Source organism: Pseudomonas jessenii (genome assembly GCF_002236115.1).
In the GTDB taxonomy this organism is placed as follows: domain Bacteria; phylum Pseudomonadota; class Gammaproteobacteria; order Pseudomonadales; family Pseudomonadaceae; genus Aquipseudomonas; species Aquipseudomonas jessenii.
The window spans coordinates 795,451-814,802 of the sequence record NZ_NIWT01000002.1; the positions used below are offsets into that span (position 1 = coordinate 795,451).

The following is a 19,352-nucleotide window of genomic DNA, read 5'->3' on the forward strand; positions in this document are numbered from 1 at the left end:
GAGTTAGAGATGAAACGCGTTTTAGATAAGACGGATGAAAAAATACTGGAAGAGCTTACTCGTAATGCTCGACTTGCGCATAACGACATTGCCATGAAAGTTAATTTGTCTAGGAATGCTGTCAGGCTCAGGATTGAACGGTTGGAGAGGGACGGATATATCAGGGGTTACACCATAATCAAAGGTGCGCCACCTTCCGAGGTTGCGCCAATTAATGCCCTTATTTTTGTGTATCGAAAAGACCGAATGCGCGGTGCTGAAGTAGTGCGTTCAATTGTCTCAATGCCTGAGATCGTGTCCTGCAATGTGATGAGTGGTGACCTGGATATTGTAGTGACAGTTGAAGCGGCAAGTTCGGATTGTATTCATCGGGTCTGGAGCGACATATCCACGTTGCCAGGAGTTCTGAATACGGTTACGTCATTTGTATTGTCTTGCACGAAGTAGGTTGCTAGGAAATCAAAATGCTCTCTCCTGCGAGCATTTTGCTCGCAACAATGATCGGTTTGCCATATTCGTATGAGCGCTGCTGCAGTTTAGTATTTCAGTACCGAAAACATAACAATGAGGCCCATGTCGTGACTGAATATAAAATTGCTTTGCTTGGTTTTGGTGGTGTAAACCGTGCGTTGACGCAGCTCATTGCAGATAAGAACGAGCACTGGGCTAATGAATTTGGTTTTAAGCTAAAAATTGTTGGTATCAGTGACCTTTACTTTGGCTCCATTATCAACAAGAACGGGTTGGATGCCCACGAATTGGCCGCAGTTCCTGCTGTAAAAGGGGGGTTTAGAACATTGCCAGCGGGCAGTGCTGAGCCTGCCAATGAGACGGTTATCCGTTTCTCGGGGGCCGATCTTATCGCCGAGGCGACGTTCACCAACCCTGTAGATGGAGAGCCAGCTACGACTTTCTGTCGCTGGGCTCTGGAAAAAGGTATCAGTGTGGTCACCACCAACAAAGGGCCGGTGGCGTTGCACGCTGAAAGCCTGAAAGCATTGGCCAGAAGCACCGGTGCCCAATTCGAGTTTGAAGGCTCGGTAATGAGCGGCACCCCCGTCATTCGTCTGGCTAAAGAGTCGCTGGCCGGCTCGGAAATCAGCGGGTTTAAGGGCATCTTGAATGGTACGTCCAATTTCGTACTTTCTAGCATGGAAGAAGGTCTTGACTTCTCTGATGCAGTCGCCAAGGCTCAGGAACTCGGTTACGCAGAAGCTGACCCCACTGCAGACGTGGAAGGGCATGATGTTCGTCTTAAAGTAGTCATTTTGGCGAATGAGCTTCTGGGGGCGAAGTTGACTCCGAGCGATGTCCTTTGCAAAGGCATCTCGGGGATCACGTCAAAAGATATCGCCGAAGCAACGAAAGCCAATGCCCGGTGGAAACTAATTGGCAGCGCGGAAAAAATGAGCAATGGCTCCATCACTGCATCTGTTAGTCCTCAATTGTTGCCTCAGGGGGACGCACTGGCCGGTGTGAGTGGTGCAACGAATGCAATTACATTTAATACAAATGTTCTGGGTCCGGTAACGGTTGTCGGAGCGGGTGCAGGTCGGTTTGAAACAGCATTCGCCTTACTCTCGGATATCGTCAGCATTCACAAGAACAAAACTAAGATAGGTAAGTGATCATGAATAGCTTGAGTCTTTCGCTCGCTGTTGATTATAAAACCATAACAGTTTTGAGTCCGTATGATGGCGCTGCAGTTGGAGAGGTGACGGACATACCCGCTTCATTTGCCACTGCGATCATTGATACGGCGAAGCTTGGTGCGTTGATTGCCAAAGAACTTCCAAGGCACGAACGTGCTCGCATACTGGAAAAAACCGCTGCTTTGGTTGAGAGCGACAAGGAGGCGTTTGCCAGTCTGATTGTTGCCGAGTCGGGAAAAACGATCAAGCAGGCGAGAAAGGAGGTTTTACGCTGCGTCAATACGCTGAAACTGTCCGCTGAGGAGGCCAAGCGTAATGCTGGCGAAGTGATTCCGTTTGACTCCTATGTAGGATCTGAGTCCCGTCAGGGATGGTTTACTCGGGAGCCTTTGGGTGTAATTGTTGCAATTACCCCATACAACGACCCACTCAACTTGGTCGCTCACAAGTTGGGGCCTGCGATCGCTGGCGGTAATGCTGTTGTACTCAAACCCTCCGAGCTCTCTCCGTTATCTGCCATTAAGCTGGTGGCTTGCCTGAACGCTGCGGGTCTCCCTCCTGCGGTCGTGTCCATTGCAACTGGGGGGGCTGCGCTGGGCAAGGCACTGGTCGCTCATCGAGCGGTACGTATGGTTTCCTTCACGGGCGGTTTTGTTACCGGTGAGCAGATCTCTCGCAATGCAGGCCTTAAAAAACTGGCGATGGATTTGGGGGGCAATGCTCCGGTTATCGTCATGGGCGATTGTGATCTGAATGAAGCCGTTGAGTCCTGTGTATCAGGCGCTTTTTGGGCGGCCGGGCAAAATTGTATCGGTACCCAACGAATTCTTGTTGAAGAGACAATATATGAGGAGTTCAAAAAGAAATTCGTTGTGAAGACAAGTGCTTTAGTCGTGGGAAATCCTGCTGACGAAAGCACGGATGTTGGGCCAATGATTACTGAAGCTGCTGCAAAACGCACTGAAGAAGTAGTTATCGAAGCAATGGATAAAGGGGCTAACCTGTTATTTGGTAATGTACGCCAAGGCTCGCTTTACTCTCCGACGGTCCTGGAGAATGTTAGTCAAAGCTGTAAAGTTTGGTGTGAGGAAGTATTTAGTCCGGTTGTCATTCTTCAACGCGTGGCCTCGCTTGATGAGGCGCTGACACTGGCTAATGAACCAGAATACAGTTTGCATGCGGGTATTTTCACCAGCAATTTGAATGTCGCCATGAAAGCAGCTAAACGACTCGAAGCCGGCGGCGTCATGATTAATGACTCATCTGACTATCGTTTTGATGCAATGCCATTTGGTGGTTCCAAATACGGCAGCATGGGGCGTGAAGGTGTGCGTTTTGCGTATGAAGATATGACGCAACCAAAAGTGATCTGCTTAAACGGTGTTGGCGGAAGTTGATTAAAGGATCGATGTGAATCCCTAGGATTAAATCGGGTCCTCGGCAAGGCTCTTCTGGTCGGTAGAGCCTTGCCCAATACAACAATAAAAGGTAACAAAATGAGTGTGAATGATCTTAATCCCACACGCGTGTCATCGTCTGGTGTAACTCGAAAGAGAGACTTCAGCGCAGAAGATGCGGGCTATCAAAAGGTGCTCAAGCCTCGCCAGGTTCAGATGATTGCCATAGGGGGGGCAATCGGAAGTGGTCTATTCATGGGCGCAGGCGCACGACTCGCTGAAGCCGGACCCTCGCTTGTGTTTGTCTATGCAATCTGTGGCTTTTTTGCGTGGTTCATCATTCGGGCTATGGGCGAACTGGTGATGTATCGCCCATCCTCGGGCTCGTTCGTCTCCTATGCTCGAGAGTTCTACGGTGAGAAATGGGCTTTTGCCGTGGGATGGATGTACTGGACTGACTGGGTAATGGTTGCCATTGCAGATCTCACAGCGACAGCGCTCTACCTGAATTTCTTCAAAGCCTATGTCCCTTTCATGGGCGACATCCCTCAATGGTCCTTGGCACTGGGAGCATTGGGTTTTGTTACTGCGATTAACCTCGTCTCGGTAAAAATTTTTGGTGAACTTGAATTCTGGTTTGCCCTGATCAAGGTGGCTGCATTAACGACCTTCCTTGGGATCGGCATTTACATGGTGTTGTTCGGCACTCCGCTGCCAGGCCATGAGGTCGGATTCAAACTGATTTCTGACAATGGCGGTTGGTTCCCATCAGGCCTTTTGCCCGCCGTAATCATGATCCAGGGAGTGATATTTGCGTATGGCAGTGTGGAGTTGGTTGGTACTGCAGCTGGCGAAGCCCAAGACGTCGCTACAGTCATGCCGAAAGCAATTCGGGCAGTTGTTTTCCGCATTATTGTTTTTTACGTTGGTTCTGTATTGCTGTTGGCAATGCTGCTCCCCCACACAGCGTACTCGGCGGGGGTAAGCCCGTTTGTGACTTTCTTCGGCTCGTTGGGGATCAAGGGTGCAGACGCGATTATGAACATGGTCTTGATTACCGCGGCCGTGTCTTCTCTGAACGCTGGCATTTACTCCACTGGCCGGGTGCTTCGCTCGCTGGCAATCAACGGATCAGCCCCTAGCTTCCTGGCCAAGATGAACCGTCAAGGTGTTCCGTTCGCTGGCATCATGCTGACGACCGTTGCTTCACTAATTGGTGTCGTACTTAACGCCATTGTTCCGGGGGAAGCCTTTGAAATCGCGCTGACACTCACTGCCGTTATGTTGATCGGTTCGTGGTCAACAATCGTCCTGTGTCAAATCAAGCTCTTCAAATACTCCCAGCAAGGTGATCTGGAGCGTCCGGGGTTTCGAATGCCGTTTGCGCCTTACAGTGGTTACGCGACTTTGGGGTTCTTCGGTTTGGTTCTGGTTCTGATTGCATTCGATTATCCCGTAGGTACGTACTCGATTGCTTCGCTGCCGTTTTATGCCGCCGCTCTTGTTGTTGGTTGGTACATGGTTCGTGGGCGTGTTCGTGCAATTGAGAGTGGTGAATTAGTCTTTAACGAAAATCAAGAGTTGGTCCGAGCAGATCAGACCAACTGTCCTTCTTTCACTCACCTTCAGAATCAATGACACCAAACAACAAAGTAACTTTGGAGGAAATAGACATGCGTCCTGACAAAAAGAATCTGTCCACACTTTCGGCGGCTACACTCGCAGTTCATGGTGGTAACGTAACCGACACCACTACTGGCGCTGTTCGCACTCCGCTGGTGATGGCTAACTCTTATCTCTTGCCTGAAGATCCGGCCACGATGGACTGGTCTAGCCCAGACGGCCTTGTGTACACACGGAACCAGGGGCATAACCAGGTATGCCTTGAAAAGAAACTTGCTGCACTCGAAGGCTGCGAGGCTGCGGTTGTATTTGCTACCGGCGTAGCCGCTTTGCATTCAGTGTTTTTCTCTTTCTTGAAAAGCGGTGACCACGTCATTGTCAGTGATATTACGTATCAGGCTGTATGGCGTCTTTTCGCGGAGCTTTTGCCTGAGCGTTATGGCATTGAAGCCACATTTGTCGACGTTGGTGACCTAGAGGCTGTTCGCCAAGCGATCCGCCCTAATACCAAACTGATCCATACCGAGACGATCGCTAATCCAACCACTAAGGTTGCAGATATCGCTGCGCTGGCTGAAATTGCCCATGCACACGGGGCACTGATTTCCGTCGATGCTACTTTCACTCCACCTCCGTTTTTCCGTGCCAGTCAGCACGGGGTCGACCTGGTCGTCCACTCTCTGACGAAGTATATCAATGGCCATGGTGATGCCATGGGCGGGGTGGTTATCGGTTCCACTCAGATGATTACCAAGATCAAGAATGACGCTCTTGTTGACCTCGGCGCGACCATCTCTCCATTTAACGCCTGGATGATAATGCGCGGTTCAGTCACGCTGCCTCTGCGACTGAAACAACTTCTAAATACGGCTGAAAAATTGGCTGAGTTTCTCAATTCGGATGATCGTATAGCCTATATCTACTATCCGGGGCTTCCGTCCCACCCGCAGCATGAACTAGCCCGTCGGCAATTTGCAGGCAAGGGATATGGGGCGATGATGGCTTTTGCAGTAAAGGGCGATCCAGATACTCAGAATCGGTTCGTTTCGAATCTGCGCATCATCACTTCTGCAGTATCCCTCGGGCACGATGAGTCCCTCATCGTTCATGTGGGTGCGGAAGGTCGAGGCGGCTTTGACAAGTACCCTGAAGAGTTCCGTACCTACGGTCACCTTCGGTTTTCGGTGGGGCTCGAAGATCCGGACGATTTGATCAAAGATATTTCCCTGGCCTTGGACGAGACATTCAAATGATCTGAACGCAAAAAAATTGGTGGCACCTTTAGCGTTGGATGTACGGCATTGCTCAAAATATGGTCTGGTCGGTAACCCTCCTTTGCCCCCGTACCAGCGGGGGCTTTTTTAAGAGCCCGATCCATTGTTTTTATTTTCAGGGGCGCGGCCCCAATACATGTAGGTTGTATTCGTCTTGGTCGTGACGGATCTTTCAATGGAGGCTTATCATGGCTTGGATATGTTTAATATTTGCAGGGATACTTGAGGTTGTTTGGGCTTTCTCCATGAAGCAATCTGAAGGTATGACCAAGCTTGGGCCGACTGTTGTTACCTTGGTAATGCTAATGGCAAGTTTTGCGCTCCTATCATTTTCCATGAGAAGTCTACCGCTTGGTACTGCTTATACAATTTGGACTGGCATTGGTGCTGTTGGCGCGTTTGCAGTGGGTATCATCTTTCTAGGGGAGCCTGCCAGCCTTATGCGAGTTGTCGCAGCTGTCTTAATTGTCAGCGGTCTTGTAATGATGAAGCTGGCTTCAGCTTGATTTTTTCTGTTTCGGTTAGAAAATAAATGATAAGGGTTGGAGTGACGCCTCAACATTTCCTGAGGGGTTTCATGCGCTGATTTTTTGTTTACCTTTGCAAAACAGGTTTTCAGTCAAGCAGATTGCTCTCTGTTACGAGCAGTTTGCTCATAATATTGATCTGTTTGCCATATTTGGATGAGCGAGCCATCGGCGTACTATCAGTGTTCAGTGCAAGGATATGAGGTCTTGATTATGACTGAGTATAAAATTTCTTCGGAGGTGTATAGCTAAATTTCTATTGCCGTTGATTGAGTAACGCTTGTCACAGCTCTTAAATGGGCGTGCAGCAATGCAACTATTACGGAGGCTTATATCCGAAATGTAGTTGCCAAAAGAAGAATCGTTAAAGTCGTCAAATCGTTAACTGCCCTTAATCAAACTACAACATCTAGGGATTCTCATATGATTTCGCTTCGAAAGCTCTTCGTGTTAGCACTTTTCCCACTTTGCGCGAATGTCGCGCTGGCCAAGGAATACAAAGAACTGCGTTTTGGCGTTGATGCTTCTTACGCACCATTCGAGTCTAAAGCCTCAGATGGTAGTCTTACGGGGTTTGATATCGATCTGGGTAATGCAATCTGTGCCAAATTGAAGGTCAAGTGTACATGGGTCGAGAGCGATTTCGACGGCACGATTCCTGGTCTGAAGGCCAACAAGTTCGATGGTATTCTCTCTTCCATGACGGTGACCCCAGCCCGCGAGAAAGTCATTGACTTTTCTAATGAGCTGTTCTCCGGCGCAACCTCTTACGTGTTCAAGAAAAATTCTGGTCTGAGCGAAGAGGTTACTTCCCTTAAGGGCAAGACCGTAGGCTATTTGCAAGGAAGTATCCAGGAAGCCTATGCCAAAGCGGTTCTGGATAAGGCTGGTGTCAAAACTCAGGCCTATCAGAACCAGGATCAGGTTTATTACGACCTGGTTTCCGGTCGCCTCGATGCGGCGATCCAGGACATGCTGCAAGCTCAGCTGGGTTTTTTGAATTCCCCCCAAGGCACTGGTTATGAAGTCAGCAAGCCTGTTGGCAGCGAGTTACTGCCAGCCAAAACAGCTATTGGTATCTCTAAAGGTAACAAAGACCTCAAGGCCTTTTTGGATAAGGGCATCCAAGCGTTACACGATGACGGTACCTATGACTTAATCCAGAAAAAACACTTCGGTGATCTGAATCTCTACAGCGGCAAGTAAGGCCCAGGTGCCCGTCCTTGGGGCGGGCGCTTTATTATCGCGATAGGTTCCTGAATTATGTTCGAAGTACTGTTGCAGGCCCTCGGGCTCTCCACATACAGCATGAAAGGGTTCGGTCCTCTGTTGCTGGGGGGCGCCTGGATGACCGTCAAGTTGTCAATACTCTCGCTGCTGTTGAGCGTGCTGCTTGGTCTTATCGGGGCCAGTGCCAAACTTTCCAGTGTCAAACTCCTGCGAATGCCAGCACAGCTCTACACAACCCTGATTCGCGGGGTGCCGGATCTAGTGCTGATGCTACTGATCTTTTACAGCCTGCAAACCTGGTTGACCGGGATCACGCAGGCACTGGATTGGGAATACATAGAGATCAATCCGTTTGTTGCCGGGATCATCACGCTGGGGTTTATCTACGGGGCCTATTTCACTGAGACCTTTCGCGGGGCGATGCTAGCTGTGCCCCGTGGACAGGTGGAAGCGGCCACCGCTTATGGCTTAAGTCGCACTCAGCGCTTTCGCTTTGTGGTCTTCCCGCAAATGATGCGTTTTGCTTTACCGGGTATTGGCAATAACTGGATGGTCATCCTCAAAGCCACTGCACTGGTGTCGATCATAGGCCTTGCTGACTTGGTAAAGGCAGCCCAGGACGCTGGTAAAAGCACCTATCAATTGTTCTATTTTCTGGTCTTGGCAGCGCTTATTTATTTGGTAATTACCAGTACTTCAAACTATGTCCTGCGTTGGTTGGAACGGCGTTATGCGGCAGGTTCCCGGGAGGCTGTACGATGATCGAACTCTTGCAAGATTACTGGAAGCCTTTTCTCTATAGCGACGGCCACCAGATCACGGGGCTGGCCATGACCTTGTGGTTGCTCAGTGCCTCAATCTTCATCGGCTTTTTGGTGTCGGTCCCGTTGTCCATTGCCCGGGTTTCATCCAGGTGTTACCTGCGCTGGCCCGTACAGTTCTACACCTACCTGTTTCGGGGAACGCCGCTCTATATCCAGTTGCTGATCTGCTACACCGGGATCTACAGCCTGGCTGCAGTTCGTGCACAACCGGTGCTCGATGCATTCTTTCGTGACGCGATGAACTGCACCATCCTTGCGTTTGCGCTGAACACCTGCGCTTACACCACGGAGATTTTCGCCGGAGCAATTCGCAACATGGCCCATGGCGAAGTCGAAGCTGCGAAGGCCTATGGCCTGACGGGTTGGAAGCTCTATGCCTACGTGATCATGCCATCGGCGCTACGCCGCTCGTTGCCGTACTACAGCAACGAAGTAATTCTGATGCTGCATTCGACCACCGTGGCCTTCACTGCAACCGTCCCGGACATTCTGAAAGTTGCTCGCGACGCCAACTCGGCGACCTTTCTGACCTTTCAATCGTTCGGTGTTACCGCGCTTATTTACCTGATGGTTACCTTCGCGCTTGTCGGACTATTCCGCATCGCCGAGCGCCGTTGGTTGGCTTTCCTTGGTCCGGCTCATTAGGGCTTGGTACTCCATATGGCCGCTCATTAGGCCTCGGGCTTTGTCGCCGGCTGGCACAGCTGCACAGCGACGCCACATTTTCCCTTAGAGGATGATTGCGCACATGTACAAATTGACTGTTGAAGAACTGCACAAGAGTTACGGTAACCACGAAGTACTCAAGGGCGTATCTCTGAAAGCCAAAACTGGTGATGTGATCAGTTTGATCGGCGCCAGTGGGTCAGGCAAAAGTACCTTCCTGCGCTGCATCAACTTTCTCGAAACACCCAATGACGGAGCCATGAGCCTGGACGGCAAGCAGATTCGCATGGTCAAAAAACATCATGGCATGCAGGTGGCCGATGCCGCTGAGTTGCAAAGGCTGCGCACCCGTCTAGCCATGGTCTTCCAGCACTTCAATCTGTGGGGCCACATGACCGTTCTGGAAAACATCACGATGGCCCCGCGCAGGGTGCTGGGTGTCAGCAAAAAAGATGCTGAAGATCGTGCCCGACGTTATCTGGACAAGGTGGGGCTGCCAGCGCGTGTTGCGGAGCAGTTTCCAGCATTTCTCTCTGGCGGTCAGCAACAGCGAGTGGCGATTGCACGAGCATTAGCGATGGAGCCGGAGGTTCTGCTGTTCGACGAACCGACGTCGGCGCTGGATCCGGAACTGGTGGGCGAAGTACTAAAGGTGATTCAGGGCCTGGCCGAAGAAGGCCGGACCATGATCATGGTGACCCACGAAATGAGCTTTGCCCGCAAGGTGTCGAGCCAGTTACTGTTTCTGCATCAAGGCCGAGTCGAGGAGCAGGGTGGGGCAGAGATTCTGGATAATCCACGCAGCGAGCGCCTTCAACAATTTCTGTCTAATGGACTGAAGTGAATAGAGTCAACAATGAAAAGGAAGGAAAAAAATCCCGATTTTTCACGAACATTGGGGCGTATTGATGAGGCTATCATTGACGTATTACGCCATGACGGGCGCATCACGTACCAGAAACTAGCAACACTTGTGCACCTGACCGCAAGCCCTTGCCAGGAACGCGTACGCAAGTTGGAGAGGCTAGGGGTGATTCGCGGTTATGGTGCGTTCATCGATGTGCAAAAGGTCTCACCGGGATTGTCACTACAGGTATTGGTCGCTATATCGAGCCAGAATCGGCGCACTGCACAAAAAGCCTTCGAAGCATGTGTAGATAGCTGTTCTCAGGTTTTGGAATGCCATCTTATCAGTGGTCCGTTCGACTACAGCCTGCGTATGCACTGTACAGATATGAAGCACTATCGTGCGCTTACGGAAGTTTGGTTGGAGAATGAGGACCTGTGTATCGACAAACTGGTTGCCTACCCTGAATTGGCTGTTGTTAAACATTCGTCCACACACCACGACTAGCGGTGTAGTGTAAAAGATACGGGCTACGCATGAGATGAGCTGGCGCAGGTCTTAAAGGCCTGCCGTTGGAGTTAAATAATAAAAACAGAAATTTTTAATCTCGGGTAAATTTCCAATGACTGTCCACTTAAGGTTCAGCCACAAAGTTCTGCTCGCCGCATCGCTCGTAGTCATTGCAGCATTCTCATTATTCACACTATACAACGATTATTTTCAGCGTGACGCTATACATACAAACCTCGAAAGCCACCTTGAGGGGATGAGCAAAATTGCTGCAAGCAATGTTCAGGCTTGGCTGTCTGGACGTGTTTTGCTAATAGACACCGTCGCTCAGACTGTTGCCAACGACAATACGCCGGACAGTGTGGTGCGCCTGCTGGAACAGAAGACGCTGCTTTCAACATTTAACTTCACCTATCTTGGGGGTATCGACGGCAGCTTTGCGATGCGACCAAAAGACGAATTGCCCGCCGATTATGACCCGCGTACCCGGCCTTGGTACAAGGATGCTTTGGCAGCTGGTGGTACGACTTTGACTGAGCCGTACCTGGATGCATCCACTGGCCAGTTGATGATGACCATCGCTACTCCGGTTCACCATGGAAACCAACCTCTCGGTGTGGTCGGTGGTGACCTGACTTTGGATACCCTGGCGAAAATTGTCAGTTCGCTCGATCTGGGCGGCATCGGTTATGCCTTCCTGGTCAGTGCCGACGGCAAGATACTTGCTCACCCGGATAAAGACTTGGTGATGAAAAATCTTATCGATATCTATCCGCAAGACACACCCGCTATCAGCACCCATTTCAGTGAGCCTGAGCAGGCGGGTGTTCCTTATATTCTGATGTTCTCGCCGATCAAGGGGCTGCCCTCGGTCAACTGGTATATCGGTTTGTCCATCGACAAGAAAAAAGCCTATCAGGCGTTAGGCGATTTCCGCGCTTCAGCTATTTTCGCCACTCTGATTGCCGTGCTAATCACGTTGCTTCTGCTGGGCATACTAATCCGCGTACTGATGCAACCTCTGAGGTTAATGGGCAAAGCCATGCGCGATATAGCCCATGGGGAGGGGGACCTGACCCGACGTTTGGCCGTGCATTCTCAAGATGAGTTTGGAGAATTGGCCTGCGACTTCAACCTTTTCGTGGAGCGAATCCAACATTCAATACGCGAAGTCTCATCAGCGACCGAACAAGTCAACGAAGTGGCAAAGCGAGTGATGCTTGCCTCCAGCTCATCCATAGCAAACTCCGACCAACAGGCCAATCGCACCAACAGCATTGCAGCAGCGATCAACGAGTTGGGTGCAGCCGCTCAGGAAATCGCGTGTAATGCCGGTGATGCCTCACTTCAGGCGTCAGATGCACGCCTTCAGGCTGAGGGTGGCCGGCAAGTGGTAGCTCAGACGATCAACGCCATGAACGAGTTGTCAGGAAAAATTCGTGCATCCTGCAGCAACATAGAGACGCTGAATGGTAAGACGGTGAGCATTGGTCGGATCCTTGAAGTGATCAAGGGCATTTCCGAACAGACCAACCTACTAGCGCTCAACGCCGCTATCGAGGCTGCGCGCGCGGGCGAGGCAGGTCGCGGTTTCGCTGTGGTGGCGGATGAAGTACGCAGTCTTGCCTACCGCACTCAGACATCGGCACAAGAAATTCATACGATGATTGAGGAGCTTCAGGTCGGCGCTCGTGAGGCGGTTTGCACTATGAGCGAAAGCGAGCGCTATAGCCATGAAGGTGTGGTTATCGCCAACCAGGCTGGCGAGCGACTAGGGAGCGTTACTCAGCGTATTGGCGAAATTGATGGCATAAATCAGTCTGTAGCCACTGCTACTGAAGAGCAGACCGCTGTAATCGACTCGTTGAATATGGACATCACCGAGATCAAATCCCTCAACCAAGAAGGCGTGGAGAATCTCCAGGCCACCTTGCTCGCCTGTGATGACCTTGAGCAACAAGCCAGCCGACTCAAACATCTGGTGGATAGCTTCCGTACTTAAGTTGAATACATCGAACGCTGCTGATTATTAATGGTTTTTCCTGCTCAGTGGGAACCCTGAGTTCTTGATACTGAACTAAGTGTTCATGCGCGTGGATTTCTGCGTAATAGACTTCAGCGTTAACCAAGTGAAATCGAGGACTTGCTACAAGAAACATTCTTGGCCGTGTATAGCAGGCGCGAAACGTACCTCCCAGATCAACCAGCGACGGCTCAGGTATTAACCATTGCGCGCTACAAACTCGCTCGAGGTAGGCGCGTCATGATGCGTTTCACGACTCGCGAGACAATACAGCTGCCTGCCTGTGATTGAGCAGAGTTTGCAGCACTTAACGTTGATGTGCTTTATATCCTCGCACTTTGCAGGCGAGCCTCCCTTACATGAAAAAGGTGAAGTCCATGACCGTTCGACCCATGTTGCCAGGTATCCGTGCCATTGAAGCTGAAATGATTGAGTTGCGCCGTCAGCTTCATGCTTATCCGGAGCTCAGCCTTAAGGAGTTCAAAACCTCAGATCTGGTTGCTGCCAAGCTCGAGTCGTGGGGGTTTGAGGTGCATCGTGGCTTTGGGGGGACTGGTGTTGTAGGGCGTTTGCAGCAAGGTTGTGGAAGTAAGGTCATTGGTATTCGGGCAGATATGGATGCGCTGCCGATTCAGGAGCAGACCGGATTGCCTTATGCGAGCCAGCATCCAGGCGCTATGCATGCCTGTGGTCATGACGGCCATACTGCAATGCTGCTGGCTGCCGCGCAGCACCTAGCCAACAGCCGGCAGTTCAACGGTACGCTGGTGGTCATCTTTCAGCCCGCCGAAGAAAGCGATGGGGGCGCGCAGAAAATGCTGGATGATGGTCTCCTGGAGCGATTTCCCTGTAATGCGTTGTTCGGTATGCACAACATGCCTGGGTTGCCAGTAGGGAAGTTGGGTTTTCGGGCCGGACCGTTCATGGCCTCCACCGATACGGTTGAAATTCGAATTGATGGTACGGGCGGGCATGGCGGAATGCCACATAAAGCCATTGACCCCATACTTACTGGAGGGGCAATTGTCATGGCACTGCAGAGTATTGTGTCGCGCAATACGGATCCTCTGGAGACGGCGGTGATCACTGTGGGCTCCTTTCATTCTGGTGAGGCGCCCAATGTCATTCCGGGGCATGCACTACTCCAACTATGTGTGCGCGCCTTGAAGCCTAACGTTCGTGCCGACCTTCTCAAGCGGATTGTCCAGGTTGCCCAAGCTCAGGCGCTTAGCTTCGGTGCCAGTGTCAGTGTGGAGGTTGATAGGGAAGAATCATTGCCACCCTTGATCAATGATCCTCAGCTTACTGCGTTTGCCCGACAGGTCGCTGTTGATTGGTTGGGTGAAGAGGGGGTGATTCAAGACATGGCACCTATTGCTGCCAGTGAAGATTTTGCAGTGATGCTCGAGCATTGTCCTGGCAGCTATCTCTTTATCGGTAATGGTGATGGGGAAGGGGGGTGCATGGTGCATAATCCTGGGTACGACTTCAACGATGACTGCCTGGGGACGGGGGCTAGTTACTGGGTTCGGTTAGTTGAACAGTTTCTGGTTTGAGTTGGTTGAGATCAGGTGCAGTACTTACCCGATCCAGTAGCATTTGTAAGTGAGAGACAGGAGCAGCAGCACAGTCACCAGCGCAATGATTGCGGCACTGGTGAAAACCAGGGATTGCCTCCCCGGCAAGCCCCCCATGAATAAAGAAAGTAACTGTCCGGAAAAATCGCAATTGAACGGTACGCAAGGTTACGTTCCATCTGAAGTACGTCACTCCGCTCAACGGTCATGTGGTTGTCGGTCCAGGCCAGGAACGTTGAAGTGCTTCATTCAAAAAGCGGGTGAAGGCTTGCACCCGAGCAGTATGTCTCAGGTCCTGATGGGTGAGGACCCAAAGTCCCGTTTTGAGGGCGTTGAGTCCTACGAACGGGACCCGCTCTAGCCCAGGGGTTGAATCTCCCAAATAGCAGGGAAGTGCGGCTATTCCCAAGCCCCCCAGCGCTGCTTGCCTAAGGGTGACCAAAGAGTCGGCCTTGAAAACAATGGACGTTGCAGGAACGCTGGCACGCAGCCATTTTGCAATATCCATTTGACCAAGTGCGAGATCCGGGGCAAGCCATCGATTGAAGTGCGCTGGATCAAGGCTCCCATGACGCTCAGAAAATCCCCTGGCAGCGTAAACGGCAAACCCGACATCGGCGATACGCCTACCGATCAATGCGTCGGGAGGACTGTCACTGGTTCGTATTGCTACATCTGCATGCCGTTGGGCCAGATCGCTGATGAAATTGCCGGTGGTCACTTCAAGTGATATCTCGGGATGGAGTTCACTGAACCCTCCAAGTGCCTTCGGTAAAATGGATGCCATTAAAGTATCGCAGGTGGTAATGCGGAGTATGCCCTCTAATCGCAGATCCTTGCCTTCGAGTTTGCGGGACAGTTCGCTGACGGCGATATTCATGATTTGTGCTGTCTGCAGTAATTCTTCTCCGGCGTCAGTCATTGTGTAGCCGGTCGAGAGGCGATCAAATAGTCGAAATGCATGAAGTTTTTCGAACGCATTGATACGCCGCAGCACGGTGGTGTGATTAAGATGAAGTGCGCGTCCGGCAGCGGCAAAAGATTTGTGTTCGGCAACGGCAAGTATCAGGCGTAGATCGTCCCAGTCCCAAGTGTGCATATATGCAGTCCGTAATAGCTAAATTGCAGATTGTAGGGTTGCTGATTACTCGCAACAATATATTCGGAAGGCAGCGCAACGTGCTCTGTCAGTGTTATTTTGGAAGTTGTATGGACGATTTTAAAGGTATCTCCTATGGTGTTTTATTGCTTCGGCTGACAGCTGGTATTGCGTTGCTGGCGCACTCTCTATATTTAAAGGTTTTCGTTTTTACAATGTCAGGTACTTCAAGTTTTTTTGAGTCGATTGGCTTGCCGGGTGTGTTGGCGTGGCTGGTTCTCGGAGTTGAGGTCACCACGGGTGCAATGCTGGTGCTGGGCTTTAAAACTCGCTATGCGGCCTTGGCGGCCATTCCTGTTTTATTGGGTGCCACCTGGGCGCACTCGGGTAATGGCTGGTTGTTCAGCAGTACCGGCGGGGGCTGGGAGTACCCGGCATTCTGGACGGTGGTGCTGATTGCTATCGCGCTGTGTGGCGATGGTGCTTATGCCCTAACGCCGCAGCGTGCATCGGATAAAAATGCCGCCAGCTGAAAGACGGAACAGACGTCCTGAAAAAACCATGACCGCTGCCCAGGCCGAAGCTCCGTTGCCAACTGAACTCTGGTGCGGTTTTTGGCCAACTGGCGGATCAGTGCAACTGCGCAATGAAAAGCCACCCTGATGAGGTGGCTTTTCATCACATGCTACGGGCCTCTTGCTTTAGTCGACCAGTATTCGAATGTTTGAGGTGCCCCACATGGTGTAAACATCGGCGAGCAATGCACCGTTATTGATGTCTTCCAATTCAGCTTGTGTAATCTCGGCATCGCCTTGTTTGCCATAGAGCGTTACGGTATCGCCGGGCTTGACGTTTTTTATGTCGGTCACATCTACCATAACTGTGTTCATCGAGATTTTTCCGACCGTGGGCACTTTCACGCCATTGATAACGACAAAAGACTTGTTGGTAAACACTCGGCGGTAGCCATCTGAGTAACCTACTGGGATGTTGGCGAGCCTGGAGTCTCGAGTCAGTGTGAGGGTGCGGTCATAACCCACTGTGTTTCCGGCAGGATAGGTGTTGACCGCAGCAACCTTGCTTTTAAGTGACATGACGCGTTTCAGCTCGGCGCGGCCGATCAAATCGCCGTAAAGTGCTCCGCCCACGCGCACCATGTCCAAGTGGGTTGCCGGGACGTCAAGCGTTGCGAACGAGTTGGCACAATGAACGGTAATTTCGTCACGGTTCAAGTGTGCTGTCTTGATGATCCAGTCCTGCTCCGACATGAACTTGTCATAGGCCTCCATGACGAAGGCCTTATCCTCGACGGCGAAGTGCGTCATGATCCCGGTGACCTTCAGTCCCTTCATTGAGGTGATTTCCAGCACGTCTTTTTTGCCCTGCTCGGTGGCAAGCTCCAAGCCATTCCTACTCATGGCGCCCGCATTGGTAACGAGATGAATTTTGATGGGCTTGCCATTGTGTTCTGCCAGCGTGCTGATGGCTCGGGCTACCTGTGCATTGCCGATAAGCTCTTCAATGTCATAAGGCAATGCGCTGACGATTTCTCCCTCCGTGGCTTGCCGAACGCGAATTATTTTTCCTGTGTAGCCCTCTTTTCTGGCAATTCGCGCTTCTTCATTACTCGCAATGCCGATGCAATTAATGCCCGCTTCTATGATCGTCGGAATCAATAATGCGATACCGTGGCCATAAGCATCTGCTTTCATCACAGCGCACAAGCTACTGCCTTTCGATAATCTGCTTTTTACGAGTTCGATATTTTGCTTGAAAGCAGATTTACTGATCTCTAACCAGGCGTTTGTTTGGGATATTGTTGCATTTACGTCCTGCTTGAAGTTGTACTCCTGTAGCAGCGGTGCAGCGACAGCCTGAGTGCCAAGTGCAATGAGACCTACTGCGGCAAAGTGAGAAAATGTTGTTTTCATTATTTCATCCTTTGAGTACTTTTTTGCAGGGGGAGTTGGTTTCGTGTTATTCACTCAATGCTACACCTTCAATGCATAGGTGCCAGTTGGCAAATGGCTTGCTGCATTGAGCGTTTTGCTTGTTGTAGCAAGCTAACTGCTCGTGCGGGTTATTCTGAAGTTAGTGTTTTTGCTGTTTCTTCCAGGTGGGCGGGGCGGTGTGGGAGCAGTTCGTGAGAGGGGAGGTAACTGATGAAGCACCTACTGTGGGTTGTTTGTTGCCGCTGGCTGGCTACTTCATGCCAGCTTTTCTGCGTCAGATCGAAGACTTGTCGTACGGCCTCGCTGCCCAATCGCTGACGGGCCTGGACTACGGCGCTGGGCACGACCAGCGGACGTTGCCCGGGCAGCATGATGTTCATGCGACTGACCACATTCCACGCCGACATGCGCCGGAAAAACGCCATGGAGATGACGCACCAAAGCATCATTTCCAAGGGTGTTGACGCCGATGCCGAATTGACCCACGTGCCGACGCAAGACTGACCTACCTCTAAAACGGAAAAAATCCTGCACAGGCAATAGTTCGCGTGGAATAGACTGGGTCAGTGACATCTCGGCAATGGGGTTAATTCGGCGTCGGCGCCAACAGCGGTAGGGATCCTGTTGCGGCGTACGCTGGAAAAGACAGCATCGACTCGGAAGGTGGGTGCTTATAGGTTGAGGACAGCACGGCACTGAGTCGATCGCCCAACAGGTTCCAGGCACACTTCTTCTCTTCGGCATAATCGTGGTGCAGGTAGTGGCGCCTCACCCGGGAGCCGGCCAGCACATGGTTTTGGCAGCGATCGATGACGTCCAGGTTGACCCCCAAAGCCTGCATCATGGTCGCGCCCGTGCGGCGCAGGTCATGCGGCGTCCAGTCGCCGTTTTGGCCGTCGGCAAGGACCAGCGTATCGTCATGGCACCGTCTGGAGAGGGCCTTGCGGTTTTTGAACCGGGCCTGGCGATCGCCGACCTGTTTGCTCACCACTTTCACATCCACATGCCCATCATCCAGCTTGTTCGGAAAGCACCATTGCGAGTCGCCCGTCAGGATTTTGAGTTCCTGAAAGAAATGCAGGGCGAAGGGGGAGAGGAAGACATGGTGGTCTTGTTTTTTGCCACGGGTGCCTTTGACATTTTCGCTGGGGAGGAACCAGGTCTGCTGGTCTAGATCGACATTTTTCCATTCGGCCTGCAGCAACTCGCCAATCCGGCATAGCGTGCCCAGGCTGATCCAGAGCGCAAGCTGTGTTTCCTTCTTTAGCGGTCGAATGCCGTCGTATTTTTGGCCCGCGGGGAGGGCGTCGTAATCGGCAGTCATTTGCTGGAAGCGGGTGTGCAGTTCCAACAGCTCAGCCGGGGAAAGGATCCGGCTTCTTTCCGCTTCGTAGTCGGCAGGGATCAGGGGGGAGATGTCGACCAGCTCAGTCGGATCACCCTCAACCAGTAACGCCCGCCAAGGTTGGCGCTTTCTAGCCCAGCTGAACATCTGGGTGAGGTCGGCGAAGAAGCTGATGGCTTGACGGTGAGCGCCGCGGTTGACCACGGTGCGGATCAGCGCCCGAACATCGTGTTCGGAAACATTGTTCACCGCGGTCCTGCCAAGTGCCGGGAATAGGTCCTTGTTAAAACGGCGCTGCAACTCGGCATTGCCGTCTTTGCGCGCGACGCCATCCAACAGCCAGGCGCTGGCCAGATCCTGGACGGTCAGCGTTTGCACCTTCGTCGTTATTGCATGTTCGGCCTCTACGTTAGCTGCGGCGTATGCCTGTGCCTTGGCGGTTTTCTTCTGCTCGTTGGGATTGATCTGCTCATCGATGAGCGCCCTAGCCTGGTTGCGGGCCTTGCGGATGTCCGTCAGGGATTTGCGTGGCCAGGACCCGCAGGCGTATTCTTTGTTCTGGTCGCCCCACCGATAGCGATAGAAAAAGCTGACCGACACGCCGTCCTTACGCAGGGAAATTCGACCCGCGAGATTGCCATCCTCCCGGAGGATCCGGCCGGCATCATTGGCGGTCAGCGACTCGAGTTCTTTGATGGTGATTTTAGCCATGAAATGGACTCCCCCTACTTTTACCCCCACAAAAACGTCGGCTCTTGATGGACGTTACTGGACTCTCGTAGAGCAGAACACCGCTGGAGCTCAAG

17 protein-coding genes and 2 pseudogenes are annotated in these 19,352 nt (G+C 51.8%); 15 read left to right on the forward strand and 4 right to left on the reverse strand.

Annotated elements, in window-relative coordinates; genetic code table 11:
- The first annotated feature begins 9 nt into the window (after nucleotides 1–9).
- The 14 genes and pseudogenes from PSJE_RS08410 to PSJE_RS08470 all read left to right on the forward strand — a co-directional run bounded on the left by PSJE_RS08410 (nucleotide 10) and on the right by PSJE_RS08470 (nucleotide 14,129).
- Nucleotides 10–447 carry an Lrp/AsnC family transcriptional regulator gene (locus PSJE_RS08410; protein ID WP_090454476.1) on the forward strand — a complete coding sequence of 146 codons (438 nt, stop codon included), beginning with the start codon at nucleotides 10–12 and terminating at the stop codon, nucleotides 445–447.
- A gap of 131 nt (nucleotides 448–578) precedes the next feature.
- Entirely contained in the window at nucleotides 579–1,628 is a 1,050-nt protein-coding gene (locus PSJE_RS08415; protein ID WP_090457814.1) for a homoserine dehydrogenase, read from the forward strand.
- A gap of 2 nt (nucleotides 1,629–1,630) precedes the next feature.
- Nucleotides 1,631–3,049, forward strand: a complete 1,419-nt coding sequence (locus PSJE_RS08420; RefSeq protein WP_090454478.1) for an aldehyde dehydrogenase family protein — start codon at nucleotides 1,631–1,633, stop codon at nucleotides 3,047–3,049.
- Between the two features lie 99 nt (nucleotides 3,050–3,148).
- Entirely contained in the window at nucleotides 3,149–4,687 is a 1,539-nt protein-coding gene (locus PSJE_RS08425) for an amino acid permease (protein WP_090454480.1), read from the forward strand.
- A 35-nt stretch (nucleotides 4,688–4,722) separates the two neighbouring features.
- Nucleotides 4,723–5,925, forward strand: a complete 1,203-nt coding sequence (locus PSJE_RS08430) for a trans-sulfuration enzyme family protein (RefSeq protein WP_024777145.1) — start codon at nucleotides 4,723–4,725, stop codon at nucleotides 5,923–5,925.
- A gap of 209 nt (nucleotides 5,926–6,134) precedes the next feature.
- Nucleotides 6,135–6,452 carry a DMT family transporter gene (locus PSJE_RS08435; RefSeq protein WP_024777146.1) on the forward strand — a complete coding sequence of 106 codons (318 nt, stop codon included), beginning with the start codon at nucleotides 6,135–6,137 and terminating at the stop codon, nucleotides 6,450–6,452.
- 444 nt (nucleotides 6,453–6,896) lie between these two features.
- Nucleotides 6,897–7,679 (forward strand): transporter substrate-binding domain-containing protein, encoded by a 783-nt coding sequence (locus PSJE_RS08440; protein ID WP_090454482.1) that lies wholly within the window; start codon nucleotides 6,897–6,899, stop codon nucleotides 7,677–7,679.
- A gap of 57 nt (nucleotides 7,680–7,736) precedes the next feature.
- Complete coding sequence (locus PSJE_RS08445) at nucleotides 7,737–8,465, forward strand: ABC transporter permease (RefSeq protein ID WP_090454484.1); 729 nt, start codon at nucleotides 7,737–7,739, stop codon at nucleotides 8,463–8,465.
- Nucleotides 8,462–9,172, forward strand: coding sequence for an ABC transporter permease (locus PSJE_RS08450; RefSeq protein WP_024777149.1), 711 nt, complete (start codon nucleotides 8,462–8,464; stop codon nucleotides 9,170–9,172). The genes PSJE_RS08445 and PSJE_RS08450 overlap by 4 nt, the downstream gene beginning before the upstream one ends.
- Before the next feature lie 103 nt (nucleotides 9,173–9,275).
- Entirely contained in the window at nucleotides 9,276–10,037 is a 762-nt protein-coding gene (locus PSJE_RS08455; protein ID WP_090454485.1) for an ABC transporter ATP-binding protein, read from the forward strand.
- 12 nt (nucleotides 10,038–10,049) lie between these two features.
- The gene (locus tag PSJE_RS08460; RefSeq protein WP_064676935.1) at nucleotides 10,050–10,547 is read left to right on the forward strand and encodes an Lrp/AsnC family transcriptional regulator; all 498 of its coding nucleotides are present in this window, start codon (nucleotides 10,050–10,052) and stop codon (nucleotides 10,545–10,547) included.
- A gap of 115 nt (nucleotides 10,548–10,662) precedes the next feature.
- Nucleotides 10,663–11,694: pseudogene (locus PSJE_RS32140) on the forward strand (HAMP domain-containing protein); the annotation flags it as partial.
- A 72-nt stretch (nucleotides 11,695–11,766) separates the two neighbouring features.
- Complete coding sequence (locus PSJE_RS32145) at nucleotides 11,767–12,552, forward strand: methyl-accepting chemotaxis protein (protein ID WP_408003802.1); 786 nt, start codon at nucleotides 11,767–11,769, stop codon at nucleotides 12,550–12,552.
- A gap of 398 nt (nucleotides 12,553–12,950) precedes the next feature.
- Nucleotides 12,951–14,129: a M20 aminoacylase family protein gene (locus PSJE_RS08470; RefSeq protein ID WP_090457817.1), complete on the forward strand. Its 1,179-nt coding sequence runs from the start codon at nucleotides 12,951–12,953 to the stop codon at nucleotides 14,127–14,129.
- Between the two features lie 226 nt (nucleotides 14,130–14,355).
- On the opposite strand, the gene PSJE_RS08475 is transcribed toward PSJE_RS08470, so the two are convergent.
- The gene (locus tag PSJE_RS08475; RefSeq protein ID WP_090454489.1) at nucleotides 14,356–15,249 is read right to left on the reverse strand and encodes a LysR family transcriptional regulator; all 894 of its coding nucleotides are present in this window, start codon (nucleotides 15,247–15,249) and stop codon (nucleotides 14,356–14,358) included.
- 110 nt (nucleotides 15,250–15,359) lie between these two features.
- On the opposite strand from PSJE_RS08475, the gene PSJE_RS08480 reads away from it, so the two are divergent.
- Complete coding sequence (locus tag PSJE_RS08480) at nucleotides 15,360–15,782, forward strand: DoxX family protein (protein WP_090457819.1); 423 nt, start codon at nucleotides 15,360–15,362, stop codon at nucleotides 15,780–15,782.
- Nucleotides 15,783–15,950: 168 nt separating this feature from the next.
- On the opposite strand, the gene alr is transcribed toward PSJE_RS08480, so the two are convergent.
- The 3 genes and pseudogenes from alr to PSJE_RS08495 all read right to left on the reverse strand — a co-directional run bounded on the left by alr (nucleotide 15,951) and on the right by PSJE_RS08495 (nucleotide 19,257).
- Nucleotides 15,951–17,180, reverse strand: coding sequence for an alanine racemase (gene alr / locus PSJE_RS08485; protein WP_090454490.1), 1,230 nt, complete (start codon nucleotides 17,178–17,180; stop codon nucleotides 15,951–15,953).
- A gap of 278 nt (nucleotides 17,181–17,458) precedes the next feature.
- Nucleotides 17,459–17,659 (reverse strand): annotated as a pseudogene (locus tag PSJE_RS08490) (transposase domain-containing protein); the annotation flags it as partial.
- A 128-nt stretch (nucleotides 17,660–17,787) separates the two neighbouring features.
- The gene (locus PSJE_RS08495) at nucleotides 17,788–19,257 is read right to left on the reverse strand and encodes a tyrosine-type recombinase/integrase (RefSeq protein ID WP_090454492.1); all 1,470 of its coding nucleotides are present in this window, start codon (nucleotides 19,255–19,257) and stop codon (nucleotides 17,788–17,790) included.
- Between the last annotated feature and the right edge of the window lie 95 nt (nucleotides 19,258–19,352).

Excerpts from the sequence above, each read along its gene's own strand:
- PSJE_RS08410 (WP_090454476.1), top strand. The coding sequence starts at position 10 with ATGAAACGCGTTTTAGATAAGACGGATGAAAAAATACTGGAAGAGCTT.
- PSJE_RS08420 (WP_090454478.1), top strand. The coding sequence starts at position 1,631 with ATGAATAGCTTGAGTCTTTCGCTCGCTGTTGATTATAAAACCATAACA.
- PSJE_RS08425 (WP_090454480.1), top strand. The coding sequence starts at position 3,149 with ATGAGTGTGAATGATCTTAATCCCACACGCGTGTCATCGTCTGGTGTA.
- PSJE_RS08430 (WP_024777145.1), top strand. The coding sequence starts at position 4,723 with ATGCGTCCTGACAAAAAGAATCTGTCCACACTTTCGGCGGCTACACTC.
- PSJE_RS08435 (WP_024777146.1), top strand. The coding sequence starts at position 6,135 with ATGGCTTGGATATGTTTAATATTTGCAGGGATACTTGAGGTTGTTTGG.
- PSJE_RS08440 (WP_090454482.1), top strand. The coding sequence starts at position 6,897 with ATGATTTCGCTTCGAAAGCTCTTCGTGTTAGCACTTTTCCCACTTTGC.
- PSJE_RS08445 (WP_090454484.1), top strand. The coding sequence starts at position 7,737 with ATGTTCGAAGTACTGTTGCAGGCCCTCGGGCTCTCCACATACAGCATG.
- PSJE_RS08450 (WP_024777149.1), top strand. The coding sequence starts at position 8,462 with ATGATCGAACTCTTGCAAGATTACTGGAAGCCTTTTCTCTATAGCGAC.
- PSJE_RS08455 (WP_090454485.1), top strand. The coding sequence starts at position 9,276 with ATGTACAAATTGACTGTTGAAGAACTGCACAAGAGTTACGGTAACCAC.
- PSJE_RS08460 (WP_064676935.1), top strand. The coding sequence starts at position 10,050 with ATGAAAAGGAAGGAAAAAAATCCCGATTTTTCACGAACATTGGGGCGT.
- PSJE_RS32145 (WP_408003802.1), top strand. The coding sequence starts at position 11,767 with ATGCTTGCCTCCAGCTCATCCATAGCAAACTCCGACCAACAGGCCAAT.
- PSJE_RS08470 (WP_090457817.1), top strand. The coding sequence starts at position 12,951 with ATGACCGTTCGACCCATGTTGCCAGGTATCCGTGCCATTGAAGCTGAA.
- PSJE_RS08475 (WP_090454489.1), bottom strand. The coding sequence starts at position 15,249 with ATGCACACTTGGGACTGGGACGATCTACGCCTGATACTTGCCGTTGCC.
- PSJE_RS08480 (WP_090457819.1), top strand. The coding sequence starts at position 15,360 with ATGGACGATTTTAAAGGTATCTCCTATGGTGTTTTATTGCTTCGGCTG.
- alr (WP_090454490.1), bottom strand. The coding sequence starts at position 17,180 with ATGAAAACAACATTTTCTCACTTTGCCGCAGTAGGTCTCATTGCACTT.
- PSJE_RS08495 (WP_090454492.1), bottom strand. The coding sequence starts at position 19,257 with ATGGCTAAAATCACCATCAAAGAACTCGAGTCGCTGACCGCCAATGAT.